Annotated in this window: 23 protein-coding genes and 2 pseudogenes; 20 read left to right on the top strand and 5 right to left on the bottom strand. The window is 39.1% G+C overall.

Annotated features, from left to right (window positions below):
* Positions 1 to 3 precede the first annotated feature (3 nt).
* Entirely contained in the window at positions 4 to 633 is a 630-nt protein-coding gene (locus tag HLH18_RS02945; RefSeq protein WP_171545721.1) for an OmpA/MotB family protein, read from the top strand.
* 142 nt (positions 634 to 775) lie between these two features.
* On the opposite strand, the pseudogene HLH18_RS02940 reads toward HLH18_RS02945, so the two are convergent.
* Positions 776 to 1,294 (bottom strand): annotated as a pseudogene (locus HLH18_RS02940) (Fic family protein); the annotation flags it as partial.
* A 166-nt stretch (positions 1,295 to 1,460) separates the two neighbouring features.
* Here HLH18_RS02940 and HLH18_RS02935 point away from each other — a divergent pair.
* The 15 genes from HLH18_RS02935 to HLH18_RS02870 all read left to right on the top strand — a co-directional run bounded on the left by HLH18_RS02935 (position 1,461) and on the right by HLH18_RS02870 (position 13,006).
* Complete coding sequence (locus HLH18_RS02935; protein WP_171545720.1) at positions 1,461 to 1,709, top strand: phenol hydroxylase subunit; 249 nt, start codon at positions 1,461 to 1,463, stop codon at positions 1,707 to 1,709.
* A 36-nt stretch (positions 1,710 to 1,745) separates the two neighbouring features.
* Positions 1,746 to 2,750, top strand: coding sequence for an aromatic/alkene monooxygenase hydroxylase subunit beta (locus HLH18_RS02930; protein WP_171545719.1), 1,005 nt, complete (start codon positions 1,746 to 1,748; stop codon positions 2,748 to 2,750).
* Positions 2,747 to 3,019 (top strand): MmoB/DmpM family protein, encoded by a 273-nt coding sequence (locus HLH18_RS02925; protein WP_171545718.1) that lies wholly within the window; start codon positions 2,747 to 2,749, stop codon positions 3,017 to 3,019. Before HLH18_RS02930 ends, HLH18_RS02925 begins: the two co-directional genes overlap by 4 nt.
* Before the next feature lie 59 nt (positions 3,020 to 3,078).
* The gene (locus tag HLH18_RS02920; RefSeq protein WP_171545717.1) at positions 3,079 to 4,614 is read left to right on the top strand and encodes an aromatic/alkene/methane monooxygenase hydroxylase/oxygenase subunit alpha; all 1,536 of its coding nucleotides are present in this window, start codon (positions 3,079 to 3,081) and stop codon (positions 4,612 to 4,614) included.
* A gap of 86 nt (positions 4,615 to 4,700) precedes the next feature.
* Positions 4,701 to 5,051, top strand: a complete 351-nt coding sequence (locus HLH18_RS02915; RefSeq protein ID WP_171545716.1) for a phenol hydroxylase subunit P4 — start codon at positions 4,701 to 4,703, stop codon at positions 5,049 to 5,051.
* A 12-nt stretch (positions 5,052 to 5,063) separates the two neighbouring features.
* Positions 5,064 to 6,125 carry an NADH:ubiquinone reductase (Na(+)-transporting) subunit F gene (locus HLH18_RS02910; RefSeq protein WP_171545715.1) on the top strand — a complete coding sequence of 354 codons (1,062 nt, stop codon included), beginning with the start codon at positions 5,064 to 5,066 and terminating at the stop codon, positions 6,123 to 6,125.
* Between the two features lie 10 nt (positions 6,126 to 6,135).
* Complete coding sequence (locus HLH18_RS02905) at positions 6,136 to 6,438, top strand: 2Fe-2S iron-sulfur cluster-binding protein (RefSeq protein WP_171545714.1); 303 nt, start codon at positions 6,136 to 6,138, stop codon at positions 6,436 to 6,438.
* 19 nt (positions 6,439 to 6,457) lie between these two features.
* Positions 6,458 to 7,378 carry a catechol 2,3-dioxygenase gene (locus tag HLH18_RS02900; RefSeq protein WP_171545713.1) on the top strand — a complete coding sequence of 307 codons (921 nt, stop codon included), beginning with the start codon at positions 6,458 to 6,460 and terminating at the stop codon, positions 7,376 to 7,378.
* 40 nt (positions 7,379 to 7,418) lie between these two features.
* On the top strand, positions 7,419 to 8,246 hold the full coding sequence (locus HLH18_RS02895) for an alpha/beta fold hydrolase (protein ID WP_171545712.1): 828 nt from the start codon (positions 7,419 to 7,421) through the stop codon (positions 8,244 to 8,246).
* Between the two features lie 67 nt (positions 8,247 to 8,313).
* Positions 8,314 to 9,195: a SphA family protein gene (locus HLH18_RS02890; protein WP_171545711.1), complete on the top strand. Its 882-nt coding sequence runs from the start codon at positions 8,314 to 8,316 to the stop codon at positions 9,193 to 9,195.
* Positions 9,196 to 9,215: 20 nt separating this feature from the next.
* Positions 9,216 to 10,010 (top strand): fumarylacetoacetate hydrolase family protein, encoded by a 795-nt coding sequence (locus tag HLH18_RS02885; RefSeq protein ID WP_214647246.1) that lies wholly within the window; start codon positions 9,216 to 9,218, stop codon positions 10,008 to 10,010.
* Positions 10,011 to 10,022: 12 nt separating this feature from the next.
* Entirely contained in the window at positions 10,023 to 10,976 is a 954-nt protein-coding gene (locus tag HLH18_RS02880; RefSeq protein WP_171545709.1) for an acetaldehyde dehydrogenase (acetylating), read from the top strand.
* Positions 10,977 to 10,987: 11 nt separating this feature from the next.
* Complete coding sequence (gene dmpG / locus HLH18_RS02875; protein ID WP_171545708.1) at positions 10,988 to 12,019, top strand: 4-hydroxy-2-oxovalerate aldolase; 1,032 nt, start codon at positions 10,988 to 10,990, stop codon at positions 12,017 to 12,019.
* A 133-nt stretch (positions 12,020 to 12,152) separates the two neighbouring features.
* Positions 12,153 to 12,356 (top strand): DUF2437 domain-containing protein, encoded by a 204-nt coding sequence (locus tag HLH18_RS15815; RefSeq protein ID WP_214647245.1) that lies wholly within the window; start codon positions 12,153 to 12,155, stop codon positions 12,354 to 12,356.
* Entirely contained in the window at positions 12,335 to 13,006 is a 672-nt protein-coding gene (locus HLH18_RS02870; protein WP_214647244.1) for a fumarylacetoacetate hydrolase family protein, read from the top strand. Before HLH18_RS15815 ends, HLH18_RS02870 begins: the two co-directional genes overlap by 22 nt.
* A 144-nt stretch (positions 13,007 to 13,150) precedes the next feature.
* Here the strand turns inward: HLH18_RS02870 and HLH18_RS02865 are convergent, their stop codons facing one another.
* Both HLH18_RS02865 and HLH18_RS02860 read right to left on the bottom strand, forming a co-directional pair.
* Positions 13,151 to 14,854, bottom strand: a complete 1,704-nt coding sequence (locus HLH18_RS02865; RefSeq protein WP_171545707.1) for a sigma 54-interacting transcriptional regulator — start codon at positions 14,852 to 14,854, stop codon at positions 13,151 to 13,153.
* 105 nt (positions 14,855 to 14,959) lie between these two features.
* Positions 14,960 to 15,691 carry a Fic family protein gene (locus tag HLH18_RS02860; protein ID WP_171545706.1) on the bottom strand — a complete coding sequence of 244 codons (732 nt, stop codon included), beginning with the start codon at positions 15,689 to 15,691 and terminating at the stop codon, positions 14,960 to 14,962.
* Between the two features lie 194 nt (positions 15,692 to 15,885).
* Between HLH18_RS02860 and HLH18_RS02855 the strand changes: the two genes are divergently transcribed.
* Complete coding sequence (locus HLH18_RS02855) at positions 15,886 to 16,884, top strand: Fic family protein (RefSeq protein WP_171545705.1); 999 nt, start codon at positions 15,886 to 15,888, stop codon at positions 16,882 to 16,884.
* Positions 16,885 to 17,710: 826 nt separating this feature from the next.
* On the opposite strand, the gene HLH18_RS02850 is transcribed toward HLH18_RS02855, so the two are convergent.
* Entirely contained in the window at positions 17,711 to 17,911 is a 201-nt protein-coding gene (locus HLH18_RS02850; RefSeq protein ID WP_171545704.1) for a hypothetical protein, read from the bottom strand.
* A 359-nt stretch (positions 17,912 to 18,270) separates the two neighbouring features.
* Here HLH18_RS02850 and HLH18_RS02845 point away from each other — a divergent pair.
* A pseudogene (locus HLH18_RS02845) lies at positions 18,271 to 18,746 on the top strand (VOC family protein).
* Between the two features lie 746 nt (positions 18,747 to 19,492).
* Here HLH18_RS02845 and HLH18_RS15940 read toward each other — a convergent pair.
* The gene (locus tag HLH18_RS15940; RefSeq protein WP_250852361.1) at positions 19,493 to 19,717 is read right to left on the bottom strand and encodes a hypothetical protein; all 225 of its coding nucleotides are present in this window, start codon (positions 19,715 to 19,717) and stop codon (positions 19,493 to 19,495) included.
* Between the two features lies 1 nt (position 19,718).
* Between HLH18_RS15940 and HLH18_RS15935 the strand changes: the two genes are divergently transcribed.
* The gene (locus HLH18_RS15935; protein WP_250852360.1) at positions 19,719 to 20,099 is read left to right on the top strand and encodes a hypothetical protein; all 381 of its coding nucleotides are present in this window, start codon (positions 19,719 to 19,721) and stop codon (positions 20,097 to 20,099) included.
* A gap of 1,594 nt (positions 20,100 to 21,693) precedes the next feature.
* Positions 21,694 to 21,927, top strand: coding sequence for a hypothetical protein (locus HLH18_RS02835; RefSeq protein ID WP_171545702.1), 234 nt, complete (start codon positions 21,694 to 21,696; stop codon positions 21,925 to 21,927).
* Positions 21,928 to 22,859: the final 932 nt, after the last annotated feature.

The raw sequence follows: 22,859 nt of genomic DNA, 5'->3' as shown, positions 1-22,859 counted from the left end.
TCCATGGCAGATCATGCAAATAATGAATGGATCTCTATTGGAGATTTCATGGCAGGTATTGTTGGTGTATTAGTTCTATTTTTTGTCATTGCAATTTTGATTACAGCAACTTCGCAAGCTGAAGCTGAGGAGAAAAAGCAACAAGGAGCTATTAAAGTAATTCAAGCAATTGAAAAAACTTTAAAAGAAAGTGGAAATTCAAAGGGGATTACATTTTTACCTGAAAAAGGAATTATCCGTTTAGAAGATTCTTCTTTTGCACAGGGTAGTGCTTGTTTGGATGGGGGCTTGCAGAAGGCTTTTAAAGAAAGATTAGCTCCATTAATCCAAAAAAATATGCTTGATAACCGATTGTTGAATGTACAGATCGAAGGACATACTGATGCAGCTCCAGTGAATGGTGTTAAATCAAATATTTCTCAGGTTTGTTCACCATTTGATGATAATTATACTTTATCTGCTGGAAGAGCAAGAGAAGCAAGAAAAGCTCTTTTCTCACAACTTCAATCTTCTGAGTTAATTCAAAGAATTTCTGTAGTTGGTTATGGTCCAGATAGATTGTTAAATAAAGAAAATCCTAATGGGGCTAATAACAGACGAGTTGAGATTAGATTTATTATTCAGGATATGTAAGTGTAGAAAGTATATTTTCATATACATTAAAAATGGGCTTCTATTGAAGCCCATTTTATTTTAGTAATATTTTGAATTAAATTTTTGATAAACCAAAGAGCCCTAAGTAAAAGTATAAGTTAAAAATTCGTATAGCAAAGAGTCAAATTCCTAACACGATCTGGTATGGTTTAAACCCTTTCAATATTGCATCAGCAACTAATTTAATAAAAGCTTCAGTCTTATCATAAGCCATCCATTGATCAAGTGCTTCATAGTAATCTAAGCAATTTTCAACGGTAATTACATAAGGCGGATAGCCTGCTTTTAATAGTTCAAGATTCATCAAAAGCCGTGAAGTACGGCCATTACCATCAATAAAGGATGTATGCCTACGAAGTCTGCATGTACTTTTGCAGCTCGTTCAATTGGGTGTATCAGATCTCTTATCATTCAGCAATGGGTAGTCCGGCGGCGTGTTAGTGGCACCTGAAATGAGCACATTTTTCTGATGGTATCGACCGGCATTGTTATCATCTATATTTTTCAAAATGAGTTGATAAATATTGCGGATTTGTCATTCAGAAAAAGATTCTTCTTTTCTAATGATGTCTTCAACGGAGTAGATTGCATTACGGTGGTTAATTGACTCGAAATGCTCTCTTATTGCCTTTCCACTAACAATCATACTTAAGAATTTTCTTAAGTCATACATAGTGACTTAAGAATTTGATAAAGAAAACTGTATAAAACAAAAATCATAAAATTATAAATATTTGAAAAATAACAATATTAAAAGTTGGCACGGCGGTTGCATTAAAGCTTATGTAGAACATGAGGATTTTGGTATGCAGCAGCTAAATGTAGAACAGCCTCCTTGCTTTATTCATGTTACAGGGACTCAACGTGACAAATATATCGAATTTGAATTTTCGATTGGTGACCCAGAGTTATCTGTAGAAATGATTATGCCAGTGAAGGCTTTTGAGGAATTTTGTGCCCATCATCAAGTACAGCATTTGAGTACTGATGATTTTTCAAAGATCGAATTTGAGCGAATGAAATGGCGTTTTGGACAGCCAGGTATTACTGAATAAAAAGCAGAGCAATTTAAAAGATCAGGGAGATCTCAGATGCAAATTGATATCAAAACATCAGGCGTAAAGCCCATCCGAAATACCTATGCGTATGTTGAAAAAAGATTTGGAGATAAAGTCGCATCTCGTTATCAAGAAGCAAGCTACGATATTCAGGAAGAAATAAATTTCCATTATCGTCCTTTGTGGCAACCAGAGCATGAAATTTTTGATACCGATCGCACGGTTATTCAAATGAAAGATTGGTACGCACTTAAAGACCCTCGCCAATTTTATTATGGTACTTATACCCAAACACGTGCCCGTCAACAGGAAATTATTGAAAGTAACTTTAGCTTTGTAGAAAAGAATAATTTATTTAATACCATTCCAGAGGTGCTTTTGAAAAAAGCAGCTCAGTTACTGATTCCTTTGCGCCATTATGAGTGGGGCGCAAACATGAATAATAGTTTTATCACGGGTTATGCCTATGGTGCGACATTAACCAATGCCACCATGTTTGCCACTATGGATCGTTTAGGTTCTGCTCAATATATTACCCGTATAGGCCTATTACTGGATGGTAATCAGGGCAGTTCTTTGGAAGCTGCTAAACAAGAATGGTTGGAAGGAGCGGGTTGGCAACCTCTACGAAAAAGTCTTGAGGAAATGTTCGTAGTCAAGGATTGGTATGAACTCTTTGTTGCACAAAACCTTGTTTTTGATGGTTATATTTATCCAATGGTAAAAAATATCATTGATCGTGATTTTGTTGCTCAAGGTGCAGCGGCAGTTAGCCTACTTACCGCATTTATGAATGAATGGTTTGAAGAAACTCAGCCTTGGGTAAATTCTGTAATTAAAACCACTGCCGCAGAATCAGACACGAATCGCCAACAGTTAATTGATTGGATTAAAGCATGGCAGCAGCCTGCACGTCTTGCAGTTTCAACATTGCTTAAAGAGCTCCATTTTGATGAAAGCGATATTGAACTTCTTGATGATACTTTCGCAAAACGTTTAACCAAGATTGGATTACAAATACAGGAAGTATCAGCATGAAAGCAAATGTATTTATGGCATTTCAAACCAATGATGAGACTCGTCCTATTATCGAAGCCATTGAGCAAGATAATCCGGAAGCTACCATCGAATATTATCCCGCAATGGTAAAAATTGATGCGCCCGGACAATTAATCATCCGCAAAGAGTCAGTAGAAGAACTGTTAGGTCGACCATGGAACCTTCAGGAAATCCATATCAATTTGATCAGTATCTCAGGAAATATTGAAGAAACGGATGAAAGCTTTACGGTCGGATGGTTTAGATAAAGCATCACAATTAGCAGCAATAAATACGGATATAAATTAAAAATAATGGGAGAAATGGCATGAATGTACATGCAAAGAATACGGCTAATGCAGCACGTAAATTAAGCTTAAAAGATAAATATGGATTGATGACGCGTGGATTAGGTTGGGATACCAGCTACGTGGATATGGATGAAGCTTTTCCCTACGATAAATTCGAAGGCATTAAAATCCATGACTGGGATAAATGGGAAGATCCGTTTCGTCTTACGATGGATGCTTACTGGAAGTATCAGGCGGAAAAAGAACGCAAACTGTATGCCATTATTGATGCATTTTCACAAAATAATGGGCATTTAAACGTTACAGATGCACGTTATATCAATGCGATTAAATTATTTTTAACAGGTGTAACGCCAATTGAATATAACGCCCATCGCGGCTTTGCTATGGCAGGGCGTCAGTTACGTGGTGTAGGATCTCGTGTCGCATGTCAAATGCAGGCAATCGATGAGTTACGTCATTGTCAAACTCAAGTACATACCCTCAGTCATTATAATCGTTACTTCAATGGTTTCCATTCTTGGCCACAAAACTTTGACCGACTTTGGTATTTATCAGTACCGAAATCGTTCGTCAATGATGCAATGTCTGCTGGACCATTTGAATATCTGGTTTCGATTTCATTCTCATTTGAATATGTGCTGACCAATTTATTGTTTATGCCATTTATGTCGGGTGCTGCCTATAACGGCGACATGGCAACCGTGACTTTTGGTTTCTCGGCACAATCAGATGAAGCCCGTCATATGACCCTCGGACTTGAGGCCATCAAATTTATTTTAGAGCAAGATCCAGATAACGTACCGATTGTGCAGAAATGGATTGATAAATGGTTCTGGCGTGGTTATCGCTTGCTGACTTTAGTCGGCATGATGATGGATTACATGTTGCCGAAGAAGATTATGTCCTGGCGTGAAGGTTGGGAAATTTACTTTGAACAAAGTGGTGGTGCGCTCTTCGCTGACCTGGAACGTTACGGTATTCGTATGCCGAAGTATTGGGAAGATTCGGTGAAAGAAAAAGATCATATTACCCATCAAGCGTGGTCTATGTTCTATCAATACTGTTGGGGCACTGGCTTACATGCTTGGGTACCGACCGAAGAAGAGCAGGAATGGTTATCGAAAGAATATCCAAACAGTTTCGACCAACATTATAAACCACGTTTTGACATGTGGAAAAAGCAGGAAGATGAAGGTAAGCGTTGGTACAACACTAGTTTGCCTTGTTTATGTCAAACCTGTCAGATTCCAATGATCTTTACCGAAGTGGATGATCCAACCACAATTCGTCAACGTGAAAGCGTTTATAAAGATGAAAAATATCAATTCTGTTCAGATGGCTGTAAGGACATCTTTGATGATGAGCCAGAGAAATATGTGCAGGCTTGGTTACCCGTCCAGCAAATTCTCAAAGGCAAAGCCGGTGGACCTGGACCTGAAGATATTGTGCGCTGGTCATATTTAGAGCCTGGTGTAGATACCGGTGCCTTTGAAACATCGCCAGATGCACTGAACTGGGCCAAATGGAAAAATCAAAACGGTTCAGTATAAAGCCGCAGTATTTATCTTGATTTATTTAAAGTTACAACAATAATTCGGTGGTGTTTTCAGGAAGAAACACCGCCCAGGAGATTCTTATGTCAGTTATCGCCCTAAAACCTGGTTATCAAGGAAAAGTCCGGGATGCAAAAGACCAGTTTGATGGTCAGCATGTCTTGTTTGTGGAATGGAATGGTCATCTCAGTATCAGTGCACCGATTGCGGTATTGGTTGATCCTGAGCAGAAATTTAAAGACTTTATTGAAAATCAGCTGACACAAAGCGTGTTTGCCAGCCATAACGACTGGGCTGAAATTGATTGGTCTCAAGTTGAATGGATGTTTGAGCGTCAGTCTTTGCAGTTTGATGAACAATCCAGCTTTAACAGCCTCGGGATTGGTCACAAGTCTTATTTACGTTTTCATACCCCTCACTTAAATGGACTTTAAGGAGATCTGGCCATGACTTATGAAGTAACAATCGAGCCCTTAGGACAAACCATCGAAGTTGAAGAAGGTCAGAATATTCTAGATGCGGCTTTACGTGCGGGTATTTGGTTACCGCATGCTTGCTGTCATGGCCTTTGTGCTACCTGCAAAGTTCAGATCGTGGATGGTGAAGTCGATTTAGGTGAAGCATCTCCTTTTGCATTGATGGATATGGAGCGTACTGAAGGTAAGGCGTTGGCATGTTGTGCAATTCCACAGTCTGATCTAACTATTGAAGTGGAAATTGATGAAGATCCGGATGCCAAAGTTATTCCGCTGCGTGACTTTGAAGCCACTGTTGAATCAATTGTTGATTTGACTCCAACGATTAAGGGTATCTTTTTAAGAGTAGAAGAGGGGATGGAGTTCCAAGCAGGACAATATATCAACTTATATATTCCTGGACTACCGGAGCCTCGGGCTTTCTCCATTGCCAGTGCTCCCTCTCAATCAAATCTGATTGAATTGAATATTCGTAAAGTCCCTGGCGGTGTTGGAACGAGTTGGATACATGATGATCTAGAAGTGGGTCAGGTACTTAAATTCTCAGGTCCATTAGGTCGTTTCTTTACCCGCCATTCCGATCCGAATTCTGTCATTTTTATAGCTGGAGGTTCAGGGTTGTCCAGTCCGAAATCGATGATTTTGGAGCTGCTTGAAAATGGCGATTCTCGTCAGATTACCCTATTCCAAGGTGCTAGAAACTCTAGCGAATTGTATTACCAAAAATTGTTCGAAGAACTCACACAAGAATATCCTCAATTTCGCTATTTCCCTGTTTTGTCAGATGAACCTGAAACGAGTGAGTGGCAAGGAGAACGAGGATTTGTGCATGAAGCAGCGATCCGTATTTATGATAATGACTTTAGAAATCATAAAGCCTATTTATGCGGTCCACCTCCAATGATTGAAGCTGCGATTCGTGGATTAATGCGTGGACGTTTATTTGAACGGGACATTCATATCGAAAAATTTCTCAGTGCAGCGGATGCAGCCAATCAAGCTACACGGAGCCCATTATTTAGAAATATTTGAGAGGTGAGAGATGCACCAGATTCGATTAATAAATAGTGAAGAGCAGTTTCATTGTTATACAGGAAATAGCTTGCTTGAAGGAATGCAGCGTCTTGCCCGAAAAGGAATTCCTGTCGGATGCCGTGGCGGAGGCTGTGGGATATGTCGAGTACAGGTATTAAGTGGTGATTATCATTGTAAAAAAATGAGCCATGAGCATGTCAGTGAATGCGAGCAGTCAGAAGGCATTGGTTTGGCTTGCCGCTTGTACCCTAAAAGTGATTTAGAAGTAAAAGTATTGGGATTAAAAAACTGCAAAAAAAATTGCACGTAACTTAAAGGATGAAGTCGAGATGAATAATAAACCAGTATCACGCCCAGGCCATGTAGCGCTAAGAGTGCTCGATTTAGAAGAATCTATTCATCATTATGTCAATGTCATCGGGTTGATTGAAACCGGACGAGATGAACAGGGAAGAGTCTATTTAAAAGCATGGGATGAGCATGACCATCATTGTCTGATCTTGCGTGAAGCGGACTCTCCTGGTATGGATTGTATGGCGTTTAAAGTCGTTAGCGAATCCGAGTTAAAACGCTTGGCCCAAGCCTTAGAAGACTATGGGGTTAGTATTGAATGGATTGCAGCTGGAACCAACTTAGCCACCGGTGAACGTGTACGATTTACTGCACCGACTGGTCATGTTTTTGAGTTATATGCCCATAAAGACGTATATGGCAATGGTATGCCAACGACCAATCCAGGAGTTCAGGCACAAAATCTAAAAGGAATTCACCCAAGTCGTTTCGATCATTGTGCCTTGATGGGCGAAGGCGTGGAACAGAGTTATCATTTATTTAAAGATGTTCTTGGTTTTGATCTGGCAGAACAAGTGCTGGATGGCGAAACAATGATGGCTGTTTTCCTGACATGCAGCAATAAACCGCATGATGTTGCGTTTATCTTCGCACCAGACAAAGGCAAACTTCATCATATGTCGTTCTTTGTTGAATCTTGGGCGCAAGTGCTCACAGCGGCAGACACCATTGCCAATAATGAAGTTTCTCACGAAATAGGGCCCACACGACATGGCATTACCCGTGGAGAAACACTGTACTTCTTTGACCCTTCTGGCAATCGCAATGAAGTGTTTAGTGGCGGCTATATCTGGTATTCGGACCGTCCGACTTTAACCTGGACTGCAGATGAATTACCGCGCGCGATTTTCTTTACTGAACGAAAACTAAGTGAAACTTTCTTTAACGTGATGACCTGATTGTCAAAGACCAGTAATACAAAATTTGTGAGAATGAAAAATGAATATGAGTGTAAATCCAGAAATCGTAAATTCAATTCAAACCGGCAATTTTCTAACCAATTATCATGATACCGGGGAAGGTTTTCCTGTGGTGATGGTGCATGGTTCTGGTCCAGGTGTCACAGCATGGGCAAATTGGCGCTTGGTGATGCCAGAATTGGCAAAAGATCGTCGTGTAATTGCACCTGATATGCTGGGTTTCGGTTATACCGAGCGTCCTGCAGGTGTGGTGTATAGCAAAGAACATTGGGTACAACAGCTCAAAGATTTATTTGATGCACTGAATGTAGAGCAGGCCGATTTGGTTGGCAATTCTTTTGGTGGCAGTATTGCCTTAGCATTTGCGATTGCTTATCCAGAGCGTGTGCGCCGCTTAGTGTTGATGGGTAGCGTCGGCGTACCTTTTGATATTACACCGGGACTAGATAATGTCTGGGGTTATGAACCTTCATTTGAAAGCATGCGTAAGCTGATGGATACCTTTGCACATAGCCGTGAATTGGTGACAGATGAACTTGCTGAACTGCGGTATCAAGCCAGTATCCGTCCAGGATTTCAGGAATCTTTTGCTGCCATGTTCCCGGCACCCCGTCAGCGTTGGGTTGATGCTTTAGTGAGTCCAGAGGAACAGATTCGCCAATTGCCGCATGACACGCTGATTATTCATGGTCGTGAAGATAAAGTGATTCCCCTAGAAACCTCAACCAAATTATTTTCATTGATCCAGCATGCACAATTACATGTGTTTGGTGAATGCGGTCATTGGGCACAAATTGAACATAGTGCTCGTTTTGCCAAATTACTCAGAGATTTCTTCAACGAATAAATCTGGATTCTAAAAGCCTGTAGCAAGGTTGCATACAGGCGAGCAAAAATATTAAGAAGGATTTGAAATGAAAATTAAGACTTTATGCTTAGTTTCAGGGGCACTTGCGTGCATATTTTCCGCAAGTACCTATGCAACTGAAAACGGTTCAGACTCTTTTGCCTTAGGCGCAGAAGGACTTTTAGCGGGTGCGCTTCCTCCACCTGGTTTGTATTTATTGAGCTATTACCAAAATTACACGGCATCTAATTTTGTTGGTTCTGATGGTAATACATTAATTCCAGACTTTGATATTGATGCCAAGGCTGTAGTGCCACGTTTGGTCTGGATGACGGAACAGCAGTTACTTGGCGGGCAATTGGGTTTTTATGCAGCCCAGCCTTTAGTTGATTTGCGTTTAAAAGTGGCGGGGCAACGCGATCATAACAGTGGATTAGGTGATCTTATTTTTGCACCGATGCTCGGTTGGCATCAGGGCAATCATTACTGGGCGGCTGCGGTAGAAACCATTTTTCCTACCGGAGATTATGATCAGAGTGATTTAGCTAATTTAGGCAAAAATTATTATACCTTCAGACCAATTCTTGCTTATACCTTTAGTCAGCCACAAGGTTGGGATGTTTCAACCAAAATGTCATATAGCTTCAACACCGAAAATAAAGACACGAATTATCACTCGGGTGAATATTTTGCTGCTGACTATAGCGTGGGCTATAAGCTCAACCCGAATTTAACCCTTGCTGTGCAGGGCTATGCTTTTAAACAAACCCAATCCGATCAAGTTGAAGATATCGATATCGGTTTCCGTGGTCAAGCTTTGGCTTACGGTCCGGGTATTCACTATCAAAAAGATGGCTGGGCCTTAGAAGCAAAATACTTAAAAGAAACTGAAGTGGAGAACCGCCCCAAAGGTGATGCTACTTGGCTTAAATTTGTTTGGTCATTTTAAGGGAATAAGGAGTGACAATGATGGATATCACTTTATCAAAATGGGCAGATCAGCTCTATCAAGCAGAATTGACCCAGCAAGCCATTTCACCTATTCGTGACCAGTTAGATATGACATCGACTGTGGATACTGCCTATGCAATCCAGAATATCAATACAGAACGTGCACTGAACCAAGACCGTCGTTTAGTCGGTCGTAAAATTGGTTTGACGTCCGTTGCTGTGCAAAAGCAGCTAGGAGTGGATTCACCTGATTTTGGCATGTTGTTTGCCGATATGGCCTATGGCGATGGTGAACAAATTCCAACAGAAAAGCTCATTCAACCCAAAGTTGAAGCAGAAATTGCTTTGGTGATTAAGCACGACCTTACTCAAGCAAAACATAGCTTTGCCGACATCATCAGTGCAACAGATTACGCCTTGGCTGCCATTGAAGTTGTGGATAGCCGGATTGAAAACTGGAAAATTTCTCTGATTGATACCGTAGCGGACAATGCCTCTTCTGCTGCTTTTGTCTTGGGTTCACGCCCGGTCAAACTGGAAAATTTGGATTTAGTGAATTGCAAAATGCGCATGACGCGTGCGGGTCAGCTGGTATCCGAAGGCATCGGTAAAGCATGTTTGGCTAATCCCCTCAATGCAGCAGTTTGGCTGGCAGATGAAATGGTACGTTGTGGTCGTCCATTACTGGCGGGTGACATCATTTTAACTGGCGCACTTGGCCCCATGGTGGTGGTACATGCAGGTGATGAATTTGTGGTGGAAATAGATGGATTTGATCCCGTCACCGCAGTTTTTTCCGCATCAACAGAATAAGGAACAAAAACAATGTCAAAAATTAAATGTGCCATTATTGGTTCCGGCAATATCGGTACTGATCTGATGATTAAAATCATGCGCAATTCCAAATTTCTGGAAATGGGCGCGATGGTGGGTGTAGATCCCAATTCAGATGGCTTGGCCCGTGCTGCACGTTTTGGTTTTGAGACCACTGCAGAAAGTATTGAAGGCTTAATTCAATTACCCAGCTTTAAAGACATCAAAATCGTGTTTGATGCCACTTCAGCAGGGGCACATGCTCATCACAATCAAGTGTTGCAGCAATATGGCATTCAAGTCATTGACCTGACACCTGCAGCCATTGGTCCTTATGTGGTCCCGGTGGTAAATCTGGATGAGCATCTGGATGCCCCGAATATCAATATGGTGACCTGCGGTGGTCAGGCGACGATTCCCATGGTACGTGCCGTGTCCAGAGTGGCAAAAGTGCATTACGCTGAAATCATTGCATCGATTGCGAGCAAGTCTGCCGGTCCAGGCACACGTGCCAATATTGATGAGTTCACCGAAACCACCTCGAAAGCCATTGAAGACGTTGGCGGGGCGGAAAAAGGTAAAGCCATCATTATCATGAATCCGGCCGAGCCGCCATTGATTATGCGTGACACCGTGTATTGCCTGGCTGAAGCCGGTGCCGATCAGGACGCGATCCGTCGATCAGTCAAAGAAATGGCGGATGCGGTGCATGCTTATGTCCCAGGCTATCGTCTAAAACAGGAAGTCCAGTTCGAAGAATTCAATGCAGACCGACCACTGAATATTCCGGGTCTAGGTAAACTGTCAGGCTTAAAAGTCTCTATTTTCCTTGAGGTCGAAGGCGCTGCGCACTATCTACCCGCCTATGCAGGTAATCTGGACATTATGACCAGTGCCGCTTTGGCGGCAGCTGAACGCTTTGCCGAAACCCATTTAAGCAATACACAACAAGAAGAAATTGCGTAAGGAGAATTGAAATGTTTGATCAAGAAAGAAAAATCTATGTGTCAGATGTGACCTTGCGTGATGGAATGCATGCCATTCGCCATCAATATTCACTCGATCAGGTGCGTCAGATTGCCCGTGCTTTGGATGAAGCAGGTGTGGATAGTATTGAAGTTGCGCATGGCGATGGTTTGCAAGGGTCCAGCTTTAACTATGGCTTTGGAGCACATACTGATCTGGAGTGGATTGAAGCCGTTGCTAGCGAAGTCAAACATGCCAAAGTCGCAACTTTGCTACTTCCTGGTATTGGCACGGTACATGATCTGAAAGCCGCTTATGATGCTGGTGCACGTGTGGTACGCGTGGCGACCCACTGTACTGAAGCTGATGTATCCAAACAGCATATTGAATATGCTCGATCACTCGGTATGGATACCGTGGGCTTTCTGATGATGAGTCACATGAATACACCACAAGGTTTGGCCGAGCAGGGCAAGCTGATGGAAAGCTATGGTGCACAGTGTATTTATGTGGTGGATTCTGGCGGTGCCATGAATATGTATGACATCGCAGATCGCTTCAAAGCCATGAAAGATGTGCTCAACCCCGAGACTGAAACCGGTATGCATGCACATCACAATCTCAGTTTAGGTGTGGCAAATAGCATCGTCGCTTTAGAACATGGCTGTAATCGTATTGATGCCAGTTTGACGGGTATGGGCGCAGGCGCAGGTAACGCACCGCTTGAAGTGTTCATTGCAGCGGTTGAACGTATGGGCTTAAACCATGGCTGTGATGTTAAACGTTTGATTGATGCCGCTGAAGATATTGTGCGTCCATTACAGGAACGTCCGGTACGTGTGGATCGTGAAACCTTGGCTTTAGGTTATGCAGGGGTGTATTCAAGCTTCCTGCGTCATACCGAAACTGCCGCAGAAAAATATGGTTTGTCTGCCTTCGATATTTTAGTTGAGCTGGGCAAGCGTCGTATGGTCGGTGGACAAGAAGACATGATTGTCGATGTAGCGTTAAACATGCTGAAATCTAAACAAGTCGGTCTTTAAGTTGCGGAAAGGGATTCAAACTTTTGAGTCCCTTTTGCTAGCGGAGAGACTTGAAGTAGTCTATTGAATTATTAAATTTTAATTACTTATAAATAGAAATAAACATATAACTTTTAAAAAATGGATGGGTGAAATGAAACTTGCTAGATTCAGTCTTGATAATGAAATTTCATTTGGCTTAATAAAAGATCAAGGCCTGATTGATTTTAGTAACATTAATATACCGTATAAGAGTTTGCAAGAAATCATTGAAAGTGGAAAAGAAGCTTTAGAAATTATTGATCAACTTTGTGTTGAAAATCAGTACATTATGATTTGTCACAGGTTACCTTATTAGCACCTATTCCTCGTCCAGGTAAATTTTTAGCAATAGGAATGAACTATAAGAAACATGAAGAAGAAGCTAATAGATTAGGAGTAGAAAAGCGATCTCATCAAACATGGTTTAATAAACAAATTACCTGTGTGAATGATCCATTTGGCACGATTGATCCTGGTGTTACTCAAAAGTTAGATTATGAGGTTGAATTAGGCGTAGTCATTGGAAAAAAATCAAAAAACTTAACCGTAGAAAATGTCCGTGATTCCATTTTTGGTTACTTAGTTGTCAATGATGTTTCTGCTAGAGATTGGCAGTTCCATACACCAACCTTCACTATGGGAAAATCTTTTGACACTCATGGTCCAATTGGCCCGTGGATTGTAACTCGAGATGAAATTAAAGATCCTCAAAAATTAGATTTACGATGCTATGTAAATGGAGAACTTCGACAATCTAATAATACATCTCAAATGATCCATAGTATTAATGATCAACTAATCTACTTATCAACAGCATTTACTTTAGAACCGGGGGATATTATTGCAACAGGAACTCCTGAAGGAGTGGGAGTTGCTATGGAGCCTCAGGTATTTTTACAAGACGGTGATATTGTCAGATGTGAAATTGAAGATATAGGTATAATTGAAAATAGAGTTTCAGTATAAAAAAAGGCTTTCCTGTGATGCCAGCCTGCTGAAATTACTGTATATCTTCCTTCAGTAGGCTTTTAAAAAACTAATAATGCTGGGATGGGAGTAAATTGGGGGGAAAGCCATCGTACAATTATCTATTTATTTTCAACATGGAGGCTATTTCGAAGTAGCCTCATTAAGTATTTTTTTATGTTTATAACCGATCTGAGCTCGACTAATACCGAGTAAACGGGCTGTAGCACACAAATTTCCTTCACAACGTTCAATAGCGGCTTTTACTACCAGATTTTCTAACTCTTCTAATGGTACTTTTTTATCGAGGAGATCAGCAACAAATTCTTCCATTGGCTGTTTAACAGCATCGGAAATTTTACCTGCTCGATCTAAAATAGTTATATTTTCATCCAGTAAGGTTGTATAAGAAGGAGGGAAGAGCATAGAAGCATCAATGAAACTATCTTGAGAGGTTAAAATAATTCCTCTCTCAATTACATTCTCTAATTCTCTAATATTTCCAGGCCAATCATGAGACTGTAGAGCATGTTTGGCTTTATCTGTTAAACCTTTTATACGCAAGCCTTCTCTAGCGGAAAATTTATCAATAAAGCGTTTTGCTAAAGATAAAATATCATCCTTTCTTTCTCTTAATGGTGGAATAGAGACTGGAAAAACATTCAATCGATAATATAAATCTTTTCGAAAAGTACCTTGAGTTACAGCTTCAGCTAAATCTACATTAGTCGCTGCAATGACTCTAACATTTACTTTACGTGTTTCAGTACCACCTAGACGATCAATTTCACCTGACTGTAGTGCTCTCAGCAAGCGGGTTTGGGCTTTAAGACTCAATTCTCCCACTTCATCTAAAAATAAAGTGCCACCATCTGCACGCTCAAATCGTCCTTCTCTTGAAGTCTGTGCTCCTGTATAAGCACCTCTTTCTATACCAAATAATTCAGATTCAATTAAGTCATTGGGCAGAGCACCACAATTTACCGCTACAAATGGATTGTTTGCTCGAGGGCTAGCGTTATGAATAGCATTTGCAAATACATCTTTTCCTACTCCTGTTTCTCCTAGTAAAAGTACGGTCACAGTACTTGAAGATGCTTTTTTTGCTAGCGACCAAGCTTCTTGAAAACTTGGGGAATCTCCGATCACATCAACCGGTAAAATATGTTGGGGTAAGGATTTTCGTAAGTCATCGACCTGATCTTGTAAGGTAAGTAGATGTTCGACAATAGAGTCTGATTGATAATATTTGAGCTCTTCAACATCATCCCATTCTTCAATTGGCTTGCCAATAAAACGAGGTCCTAATGGGGTGATTTCTACTTGTTTATGCAGAATGAAACGATTCATGATGCCACTCACATACCCAGTAGCATGACCTAATTCATTCCAAGCTATAGGGTAGTGAGATGGACCAAATAAGCCTTGATGAATTTGGTGTTCAAGAGAGTTACGCCAAATAGCATCGATATAATATTTTCCATTTTTAATATCGATTTCTACATCTTGTAACTCGACTTTTACCATGCCTTCTAATGCATGTAATAAAGGACCTTTATGTAAAAGTTCTAAATCTGATAAATCCCGATAACTGGCCTTTACAATCTCTGCATCACGCAATCCAGCTGCATAACCAATTCGGATTAAGATCCCTCGAGTACGTTCTATCCCAAGAGTATTGATTAGTTCTTTTCTCAAAGCGGTTAATGCTGATGAATGCATTAACATCATGCGCTCTTCATCTAACCAAATCTGTCCTGTTTCAAAAGAGAATCTTAATCTCGATGAAATTTCAGAAATGCCTGGTGAACTCTTGTCCCAATCCTTGAGACGTATGTTTTGAGTCATTTGGGGTTCCTAATTTAGACTTTTTGTCGATATTCTTTGTAGCTAATAGCATACGGTGGAAAGCATATAAGTCAATTGCACAAACATTAATACAAAAAAGGTTTTTTAAATTTCTAAAACAAATTGATAAGGTTTAAATCCTTCTAATACACCATCAACAACCAATTGAATGAAAGACTTGGTTTTACCATATGCCATCCACTGATCAAGAGCTTCATGGTAAGCCAAGTAATTTTCTATAGTAATTACACAAGGCGGATAGCCAGCTTTTAGTAATTCAAGATTCATCAGAAGTCGTGATGTACATCCATTACCATCAATAAAAGGATGTATGCCTACGAAGTCTGCATGTACTTTTGCAGCTCGTTCAATTGGATGCATTAGATCTGCTTGTGTATTATACCAATCTACTAATTGAGCCATTTTATCATTCAGTAATGTGTAATCTGGCGGCGTGTTAGTAGTACCTGAAATGAGTACATTTTGCTGGCGATAGCGTCCAGCATTGTCATCATCGATATTTTTTAAAATCAATTGATGGATATTGCAAATTTGCCACTCAGAAAAAGGCTCTTCTTTTTTGATGATATCTTCAACGTAGTAGATCGCATCTCTATGATTAATTACCTCGAAGTGATCTTTTAATTTTTTACCACCTACAGCGATGCCTTCTAAAACGACTTTGGTTTCTAGCAGTCTTAGTGCATTACCTTCGATTGCATTAGAATGGTATGTCCAATGCAGAATAAGATATTCTTGTAAATTTTTAGACATAAGGTCAGAAAGAGGTCGCTTCTGATCAAGCTTATTTTTTAACCCATCAATAACTTTGAACAATGCAATTTCCTGCGTATATTTAAAATAAAGATAAAGCAAAGCAGAATTTAAAAGAATAACTGATTAGTTATCTCACTGTTTCAGGATAGAAAAAACCAGCATGCTTGTAGTAGGTATTACTCACTAAGCTATGAAATATTAATATTTTAGAGTTTAATCAACTGTGCTTTGTTTTTACATCAATTAGGAATGGCATGAAATATCAACCGCCTTATACGATCACCTCTAAAATTATTCACTTGATTGCACAAATTAGTGAATCAATAGGGCGTTTGACTGCATTAACCCAAATCCAAGATAGCCTTAAATTGCGAAAAGCCAATCGTATCCGAACGATTCAAGGGTCTTTAGCGATTGAAGGGAATACCTTGAGTACAGAGCAAATCACAGCGATTCTGAATGGCAAGACCATTATCGCCCCACCTAAAGAAGTTCAAGAGGTACGTAACGCCCTAAAGGCATATGAAGAAATTCAAAATTGGAATTCTGATCAAGAATCTCATTTGCTGAAAGCACATCAAATATTGATGACAGGACTGATTGATGAGGTTGGACAGTATCGCCATGGCGGTGTTGGTGTGATGTCAGGGGATCGAGTCGTGCATATGGCTCCGCCTGCAAATCAAGTGCATCGCTTAATGGGGGAGTTGTTACACTGGTTAGCAGAAGGCAACGAGCACCCTCTGATTAAAAGTTCAGTTTTTCATTATGAGTTTGAGTTCATACACCCATTTGCTGATGGCAATGGGCGTATGGGGCGTTTATGGCAAACTTTAATCTTAAGCCAGTGGAATCCAATTTTTCTCAATATCCCTGTAGAAAGCTTGATTTATCAAAACCAAAAAGCTTATTACGATGCATTGCAAGCGAGCACAGAGCGTTCAGATTCTGCACCTTTTATTGAGTTTATTTTGCAGATGATTCTAGATGCAATACTTAGTTCCGATGCCAGCGATCAAGATACCGCTCAAGCTAGCGTACAAGTTAGCGATCAAGTTAAACGTCTGATCCAGAATATGGAGCTGAAGGAATATAGCCTAACTGAGCTGATGGCTCTATTAGACTTGTCCCACCGAGCAACATTCCAAAAAAATTATTTAACTCCAGCATTAGAAGCAGGTGTGGTTGAACGTACCCTTCCTGATAAGCCTAAGAGTCCTAAGCAAAAATACAAATTAAAAATTGAATCATAATGAGGTTGAGGTGATTATTAATATCATAATGAGTTAATTGGAATGTTATAACGTTGCATTTATTTTAAGTATAATGTTCTGCTATAATGCCGTACGCCATTTCAAATCCTGAAATTGGATTTGAACAAGATATTAAAGTGATTCAATGCACTAAATCTAATTTGGGTCAAAATTGGGTCAATGAATATTTATATTGGTAAAATTGTGTTTAAAATGAATTGGTTGGGTTTTGAGTTCAATTGACGCCACCAAAATTCAATTCAGAGAAGTTCGACTGAATGTAAAAAATCCTTTAAAATCAATGTTTAAAGGCTTTTTTTATTGCCTGTAATGTCAACATACCCTAATAATTTTTTCATTTTAAATCCCTCTTTAAGTGTTCATAAAATAAAAAATAAATTACATTTGGTCTAAATCTCAATTAGTTTTCGGAGCGGTACCTGTATACAAGATTTTTATGAGGTTTTATGGTTTAAAATGAACTGGATATAACGCTGAATTATAGGCACGATTCTTTATTCTTAATGTGCGCAAAATAGAATTTTCCTTGCCATCTAAACAGCGAGCGGATAAAAGAGATTGGAAGCACCTATTTACATTCAAAAGTATTTTCGTGATTTTTTAAAACTACATTAAAGCAAGGCTTGCACTTTATTTCGGAAAGCTCATTTTGTTCCTTAACTCGGTTAATTTAGATTCAATTATAAACGATCTAAAACTAAAAATTAGACCTTTATTTTATTTAAATATTTGATTTTAAATATATTTATTTTAATTATATTTTTAACAGGAAATAAAAAGCCCAATATTTAATTGGGCCTATTCTTTACTCTTCGATTTCTATGGGATCTCCATCCTCTGGGCGAATATGAGGTGTTCCATCATCTGCGGGATCAACACTTGAACCATCTTTAGTAATAGTGTTGTACATTTCATCCTCTTTCTTATCATTGATAAATTCTTCATCTTCAAGATCTAAAGGCTCATTATCATCATCGAAATCTAAAGGCTTTTCTTCATCTTTCATGGCGATCCATCACTTGTTCAACCAAGAGAATATTATGCTCAAACATTTGATAGAGTTATTCAATAGTCAACAATGATCATTTGTGTAACTAGCACTTTAGAATCCCGGTAATGTTTGCATGGAAGTTGATAGGAAACACGGCTTTTGTATTTCAATCGCTCATTAAACACTACGAAAACCCATAAATTTCATCACTAACACATACGTTTAGATCAATAAAAATACAATTATGAAATAGGTTTATTTTATTTCTGGGGTAAATATAAAAAGGTGTCTTATTGCTTAATTAAACCCATATATGAGACACGTTACAGTCCTGCAAAATAACGTAGACCTATTCTTAACGAAGAGGTGAAGTGATGAATATTGCAAAAAACACGATCTGCCTTTGGTACGATAACGACGCTGAGGGCGCTGCGCGATTTTATGCCGAGACATTTCCAGATTCATCGATTGGTGCAGTGCACCTGGAAATTATCCATCGGGGAAGGAGGGGGATGTATTGACTGTCGAATTCACCGTGCTAGGCGTTGCATGCGTCGGGCTTAATGGTGGGCCTGCGTTCAAGCACAACGAAGCGTTCTCGTTTCAGGTTGCGACCAAAGACTAGAATGAAACGGACCGCTACTGGAATGCGATCGTTAACAATGGCGGTCAGGAGAGCGAGTGCGGTTGGTGCAAGGACAAGTGGGGTATTTCTTGGCAGATTACGCCGATTGCCCTAACGCAAGCATACACCAGTCCTAACCGTGTAGCTGCCAAACGTGCATTCGATGCGATGATGACAATGAAAAAAATCGACATTTCCGTGATTGAGGCGGCATTTCGCGGTTGAGGTGTGGGTAGTCTAACCATTTGTTTAAATTGACGTTGCTTTGCGGCGCGGCTTAACCTTACTTAATTACTATCTTTAGATGAAGTTAAACGATCACCCACTTCTACAACCAACACATCCCATCGCTTTCCGATCGCCCCATAGTTTTTAAATTAATAGATTGTGATTTGAATTTAATTGACGCCACCTGCAGAAATCCATTGGAATATAAAAAATCCTTTAAATTTAATGTTTGAAGGATTTTTTAGGCCCTTATATAACTGAGCTTAATCGAGTACATAAGTTTGTATCCTGTATCTCATCTGGAATTAGACAGTTAACTGTCCATTTTTTCGGGATTCTCTCGATTATTAAATTGTTCTGGTATTGAGTTAACTATCATCTAAATCCTTAGCTAGACAGCTTTTTTAGCTTTGTAATCTATTATGTCCTAATAATTTTTGTTTGTTATGAAATCTGTGCATTGTGGTACATCCTGTTGAAGTAAGAATAAAACATGATTAAAAAGTATAGCTAGGCTTAATTCTATTTTTAACTCTCTAGTAAGACGAACAGCGGCAACAAAAAACTGGATAGGTAATCACTGTCAGGAAAAGTACATCGGTAAGGTCAGAAGAACGATCAGCGATAAATTTGACTGACCTCGAAGGCCACTCTACCTCCATTTATTTTCTCATCTAAGGGAAAAAGGCGCTGAAAGGCGATCGGGCCTGATCCAGTTTATTTCAAGTGTTTTCACTTATGATTCAAGGAGAACGTGCCATGAATTTCCCCAAAGTGTTGCTTATTGCTGGATGGGTTGCACTGTCTGCATCTGCCGCTTTAGCAGCTGACCAGCCCATGGCGGGTAAAAGTAGCTCAGCGGGAGCTTCCCCTGCAGCCAATAAGAATGCCATCGCCAGTGCAATGAGTGCAGCACCGAAAAAAGTAGGAGCAGCAGCCACTATCGTGGCTATAGGTGCTGATGGCAAGATGCATACCTTGCGCAAAGGCACTAATGGTTTTACTTGTATGCCCGACAATCCAACGACCCCAGGTCCTGACCCGATGTGTATGGACAAGGCAGCCCTAGAGTGGGCAGATGCCTGGATGAGTCATAAACCGCCTACGGTGGGTAACGTGGGCTTCATGTATATGCTGGCAGGGGGAACCGATGCCAGCAATGTTGATCCTTATGCCAAGAAACCCACTGCTGGCAACCATTGGATCAAGACTGGGCCTCATGTCATGATCGTTGGTGCTGAACCCCGCTTCTACGACATGTACCCTAAGAATGTCCAGCCGGACACTGCTATTCCCTACATAATGTGGCCTGGAACGCCGTACCAGCACTTAATGATCCCGGTCAAGTAGTAAAAATACCTATAGGGTAATGCGTGGATGGTTAAACCATTAAATTCAGGAGTTGAATTTACTAATTTTCCTGCTAATAAGAAAATTAGCCATATAAGCTGTGGTTAATTCCTTATTATAATTATTGAAGTATAGATAGAATTCATAATTTAGAAGCTCATCGAAAGATGGGCTTTTTATTGTTGATAGTTTTACATCGCTGGGATGGAAAAGGTCAATATTTAGAGATATACGTTAGGCTAGTGAACTATTAACGCGACAGTATTTTATTGAATGGATGAATTGTGTGGTATGTTTTACATACTATTACAAGAGTTAACCTTCCTATTATATGTGGACTTTTATCAAAAGCTTTAATATCGTTGATACTTATTTGATTTTATCCAGTTTATTAGTAATGTTTGTGGGGATAAGTTTTTGCACTTTAACTTCTGTTTAGGAGAGTGTAAAAAATATCGGAAGCTCGATCATTGATCGGGCTTTTTATTTGCTCTAAATTATTAATTTAGTTTGTCTGATAATTTGATTTAATTAATATTATTGTAATTTTTGGTATGTTTCGCCACTGTAAATTACTGGATTAGTATACAAAATAACCTACAGAAACTAGCTGTAGTTTCTGCACCTCCCAAGGTGTTCTTAGTTTTATATCCATGCTTTACCAAGCATGGATTTTTTTTGTCTGGAGAAAATATTTCCAATTTCCTAAAACTAATAATTTGCATTCAGATAGATGAATATGGTTTTTATGCTGTAACAATAGAGTCCGAAAGAGCGGTAAGTGTGAAAAAAAGAGTAGTCAAATGGGTAAGAATCACTGAGTTTCAACCCTCCTGAAAATATAAAATAAGTTTCTATTTATAAAGAAACTATTACATATCTAATTATAAAATTTACAATTTTTACTGAAGGCCTTTTTATAATGTCTAGGAAAAATAACAGAGACATAAAAATGCCTAAACTTCATAAATTAAAAGAGGTAAGTGCTACAAGTAGTTGTGGCACAGAAATTATCGTAGAGCGGATTTATGAAAGAGTTTTAAATGACGCGAGTAACGACGAAACATGGAGACCCTTGCCTAAGCGCTGACAGACAAAGTCATTGATTTAAGCTATGACGAAACATTTACTCATCCTCGAACGGGGATAGTCTTTAAAGTATTAAAGAGGAATATGCTTAAGCTATAAGAAGGATGAACTTGAGTTCTTTCCCAAGCTACGTCTTGGATAGCGGGATGAATAGTTTAAATGAAAAGTTCATGTGAAAATGGGCTTTTTTGTACTGAAGATAAATAAATACTTAACAAATATTTTCTAAATTTTAAGAAAGATCTATGCAATATATACAGTTGATGATGTATGCCCTATTTAATCGTATTTGAAATGTCACCATTGCTTAGAGTGGTATGGAAGTAAGAGTATTGTTAAATCAAAGCCCTGGTTTATGGCAGCTTAATTAGAACAAATCAGATGTTGAATTTGGAAGATATGCCTGTATTCTGGTTGTATAATGATTAAGCGAATAAGGTGGCTCCGAAAAACTACCAACCTGATCGTTTTATGTATCTTTCTAGGTTATTTTTGGAGATGTAAGATGAAATTATCAGAACAAGTAAAACAAGCATTTTTCGATTACATAGACCAAAATTATAAAGTACCCAATTATTTATTAATAAGTCCCGATAGTTATAAAACATTACTTGAGGAACGCAGTAATTTTATTACAACAACTCCCATGGATACGGGTATTGTGGATATGAAATTTCTAGGATGTGAAATTGGGGTCGCCCCAAACGATGGACCTTCCTTTGAGTGGAAAAAGAAATAAATTAATTCTTCTTACGGGAGTTTTTTAATATTTAATTATTCTCGTAATATTTATATCCTGTTGCAATTAATTATTGCTTATATTTTTCCTTGTTTGTGTAAAAAAAGAACAATTAGAGGCGGGGAATGAGGCCACGAGTACAATAGAAATGTTTGTGACTTTGTCTTCAACTTTAATGCTTATACTTGTCATATATGGCTTGGGACAAATGGCCAATTAACGTAAAAATTTAATAAAGCCACCTTCGTGTGGTTTTTTTTTGATGTGTAAATTTATTGTTTTATTAAATTTGCAGGCCATTAGAATTAAGATGAATACAAAAATCAACTTTCAAGAATAATAAATAGATTTGATTATTAAATAGTCATTCAATATTACTAGCTTTCATTGCTGCAAAAAAAGGGGGAAGTGTTAGAGATGCATATAGGAGAGGATGCTTGGAAATGAATAATGAGTAGATTTAGACCAATCTGGTCATCAGATAAAATGGGAGCTTTGACACTTGTATTTTTTAGATGACTGGAGTGAACTAAATAGCTTGAGGAAAATATGAAACAGGCAATTACTTATTACAGTTTCCTATAGAATGCATTGTTGAGATCATTTCGTTTAAACTGAGCAAGGTCGAAATAAAAACTATTAATGAAATGATCGTTGTAGACACAATAATATTAGAAGTTAAATCTGTAATAAAAATCAGTTTTAAAACTCAATTTAAGTAGAAGTTCTTATAAATATGATTAAAAAATGGGTGAAAATACGATTTATTGAGTAAATTAGCTGAAAAAATAAACACTCATGATAAATATATCATTTTAGGGGTTGCGCGCATTTAGAAACTGTATAGAATACGCTGCATCCCGACGAGATAGACGGAAACGAACGAAGCGCGAAGCGTTAAGTTGTTGAGTTTATGGCGTTGAGTGACTTGT

The sequence above is a fragment of the Acinetobacter sp. ANC 5414 genome, assembly GCF_013004295.1.
In the GTDB taxonomy this organism is placed as follows: Bacteria; Pseudomonadota; Gammaproteobacteria; order Pseudomonadales; family Moraxellaceae; genus Acinetobacter.
This window is presented reverse-complemented; position numbering and strand designations above follow the sequence as displayed.